The organism is Hymenobacter agri, assembly GCF_054778495.1.
Genome location: NZ_BAAGZM010000559.1, coordinates 1 through 2,826 on the forward strand (window position 1 = coordinate 1; position 2,826 = coordinate 2,826).

The following is a 2,826-nucleotide window of genomic DNA, read 5'->3' on the forward strand; positions in this document are numbered from 1 at the left end:
CGCCCCCGCTACCGCCGCGGGCGGGGCGGCCGCCAATTTTACCACCCAGGCCGGCGAAGCGCTTGGGGTCGAACTCGGGCGCTTCGCCCAAGCCCAACTCTTCGGTGATTTTTTGCTTCTCGATGTCGCGCTCGATAAGCTTTTCAATCTTCACCACCCGGTCCTGGTCCTGGTCCGAGATGAAGGTGATGGCGGTGCCTTTGGTGGCGGCGCGGGCCGTGCGGCCGATGCGGTGCACGTAGTCCTCGGCGGCGCGCGGGATGTCGTAGTTCACCACGTGGCTCAGCGAGTCGATGTCGATGCCGCGGCTGAGCACGTCGGTGGCTACCAGGATGGGAAACTGCTTGTTTTTGAAGGCGCGCATGATTTCCTCGCGCTCCTCCTGGGTGCGGTCGGAGCTGATGCCGCGGGCTTCAATGCCGAGCTTGTTCACGGCCTTCACGATGCCGCCCACAGCCGCTTTCTGGCTGGTGAAAAGCACCATGCTCTGCACATCCTGGGTTTTGATGATGTGCTCGAGGATGTAGATTTTCTGGCGGTCGTACGCCATGTAGAACTGCTGGTCGATGCCGGCGGCGGGCTTCGATACGGCCAGCCGGATTTCGTCGGGGTTCTGCAGAATCTGCTGCGAAAACTCCCGGATTTTCTGCGGCATGGTGGCCGAGAACAGCAGCGTCTGGCGCTCTTTGGGCAGCTGGCGCACGATGTTGAAGATATCGTCGCTGAAGCCCATGTCCATCATCTTGTCGGCCTCGTCGAGTACCAGGTACTTGATTTGGTCGAATTTCACGTAGCCCATCTGCAAGTGGGCAATAAGGCGGCCGGGCGTGGCGATGATGATGTCGGCGCCGGAAGTGAGGGCGCGTTTCTGCTGCTCCCAGTTCTCCGATTTGCCGCCGCCGTAAATAGCTATTGAGCTGGCTTCCACGTAGTAGCCAAAGCCCATCACCTGCTCATCAATCTGGGTGGCCAGCTCGCGGGTGGGCACCAGAATGAGGGTGGTAGTGTGGCCGTGCTTGGCGTGCGAAATCTTGTCGAGCAGCGGCAGCAGGTAGGCGGCGGTTTTGCCGGTGCCGGTTTGGGCACAGGCAATCAGGTCTTTACCTTCGAGGATTTTGGGGATGGCCTGCTCCTGAATGGGGGTGGCCTGCTGGTAGTTCATGGCGTCGATGCCAGAAAGCAGGTCGTCGTGGAGGTTAAATTCGTGAAACGTCAAGGTTCAGCTTATTGAAAATGGTAAAAGGCTGACCTTGATTGCTGGCCAGCAAACCGCTTGATTTGAGGTAAAGATACGGACGAGAAACCTCACCCCCGGCCCCTCTCCCCAGGAGAGGGGAGCCACGGCGGCGCGGATAATTTCCTAGATAAAGATTTCGGCAGGCTCCCCTCTCCTGAGGAGAGGGGCCGGGGGTGAGGTAGCCCGGCTGCGCGCCGTCTGACGTTCTTTACATCTCCCAATCCAGCCCATATCCATGCCCACGCTCGACCGTTTCTCCACCCAGGCCGCTGATTACGCCCGCTACCGCATTGCCTACCCGCCCGAGCTCTACGCTTGGCTGCTGCCGCAGGTAGAAAGCCGCGAGCGCGCCTGGGACTGCGCCACCGGCAACGGCCAGGTAGCGGCCGTGCTGGCCGACAACTTCGTGCGCGTCGATGCCACCGACCTCAGCGAAAACCAGTTGGCCCAAGCGACGGCCCGGCCCAATATTCACTACCAAAAAGCCACGGCCGAGCACACCCCCTTCCCCAACCAGCGCTTCGACCTTATCACCGTGGCCCAGGCCGTGCACTGGTTCGACAGCGAAGCCTACCACACCGAAGTGCGCCGCGTAGCCCGTCCCGGTGCGGTGCTGGCCGAATGGGGCTACAACCTGTGCCGCCTCGAAACGCCCGAGCTGAACCGCGTGCTCGACGAATTTCACGACGTCACCTCGGCTCCGTATTGGGATGCCAACCGCCGCCACATCGAAAACGAATACGCCAACCTGCCCTTCCCCTTTGCCGACGTGCAGCACGCCCGCTTCGCCGTAGAAAAGCACTGGACGGCCGACGATATGCTGAACTATTTGCGCACCTGGTCGGCCACGGCCAACTACGCCCGGCAGCACGCCGGGGCCGACATGGTGGCCCTGGTAGCCGACGAGCTGACGCACCTGTGGGGGCCGGAGCCGCGCCGCGCCACGTTCCCGATATTCGCCCGGGCTGGCCGGGTAGAATAAACGCCGGCCCGCCGCGTTGGGAAGCCGAACCAAACATTTCTGATGTCGCTTCTGACTACTCAACTGCGGGCCGTGGGCCTGTTCTATCGCAGCGTGGCCCCGTTCATGCTGGGTATTTCGGGGCTGATTGTGCTGGCCGTGCTGCTGCCGGGCCTGCTCGAAGGCTGGTGGCGCGCCGGCCTGCTGCCGGGGCTGCTGCTGGCCAAGCTGGCTACCGCGCCGGTGGTGTGGTACCTGTCGGAGCAGCTGCGGCCGGGGCAATACTGGTTTTTCTTCAACCTGAATATTTCGCGCCGCCAGTTGTGGGCCGGCGTGGTGGCGTTCGATGGCGCGCTGTTTCTGGGCGGCGTGGGACTGATGCTGGCCGTATTCGCATGAGCAAGCCTCACACAAACCCGGCCGGCCCGCAGGTGCTGGAGGCCGACGGCATTCGCATTGAATTTGGGGGGCGGCAGGTGCTGGGCAGCATCTACCTGCGGGTGCAAACCGGCCAGATTGTGGGCCTGCTGGGCCGCAACGGCAGCGGCAAGTCGGTGCTGCTCCAAACCATTTTTGGGGCCCGCGCCGTGGCCGACGCCTCGGTGCGCGTGAACGGCCGGCGCGTGGT

The 2,826-nt window shown here is 62.9% G+C and carries 4 protein-coding genes; 3 read left to right on the plus strand and 1 reads right to left on the minus strand.

Annotation, left to right across the window (positions count from 1 at the left end; translation table 11 throughout):
- Positions 1-1,162 (minus strand): DEAD/DEAH box helicase (locus tag ACYVDE_RS19290; protein ID WP_460503171.1); only part of this gene is annotated, 1,162 nt, incomplete at its 3' end.
- 310 nt (positions 1,163-1,472) lie between these two features.
- Between ACYVDE_RS19290 and ACYVDE_RS19295 the strand changes: the two genes are divergently transcribed.
- The 3 genes from ACYVDE_RS19295 to ACYVDE_RS19305 all read left to right on the plus strand — a co-directional run.
- The gene (locus ACYVDE_RS19295) at positions 1,473-2,219 is read left to right on the plus strand and encodes a class I SAM-dependent methyltransferase (RefSeq protein ID WP_460503168.1); all 747 of its coding nucleotides are present in this window, start codon (positions 1,473-1,475) and stop codon (positions 2,217-2,219) included.
- A gap of 42 nt (positions 2,220-2,261) precedes the next feature.
- Positions 2,262-2,597: a hypothetical protein gene (locus ACYVDE_RS19300; protein ID WP_460503169.1), complete on the plus strand. Its 336-nt coding sequence runs from the start codon at positions 2,262-2,264 to the stop codon at positions 2,595-2,597.
- A partial coding sequence (locus tag ACYVDE_RS19305; RefSeq protein ID WP_460503170.1) for an ATP-binding cassette domain-containing protein occupies positions 2,594-2,826 on the plus strand: 233 nt, incomplete at its 3' end. The genes ACYVDE_RS19300 and ACYVDE_RS19305, both read left to right, overlap by 4 nt.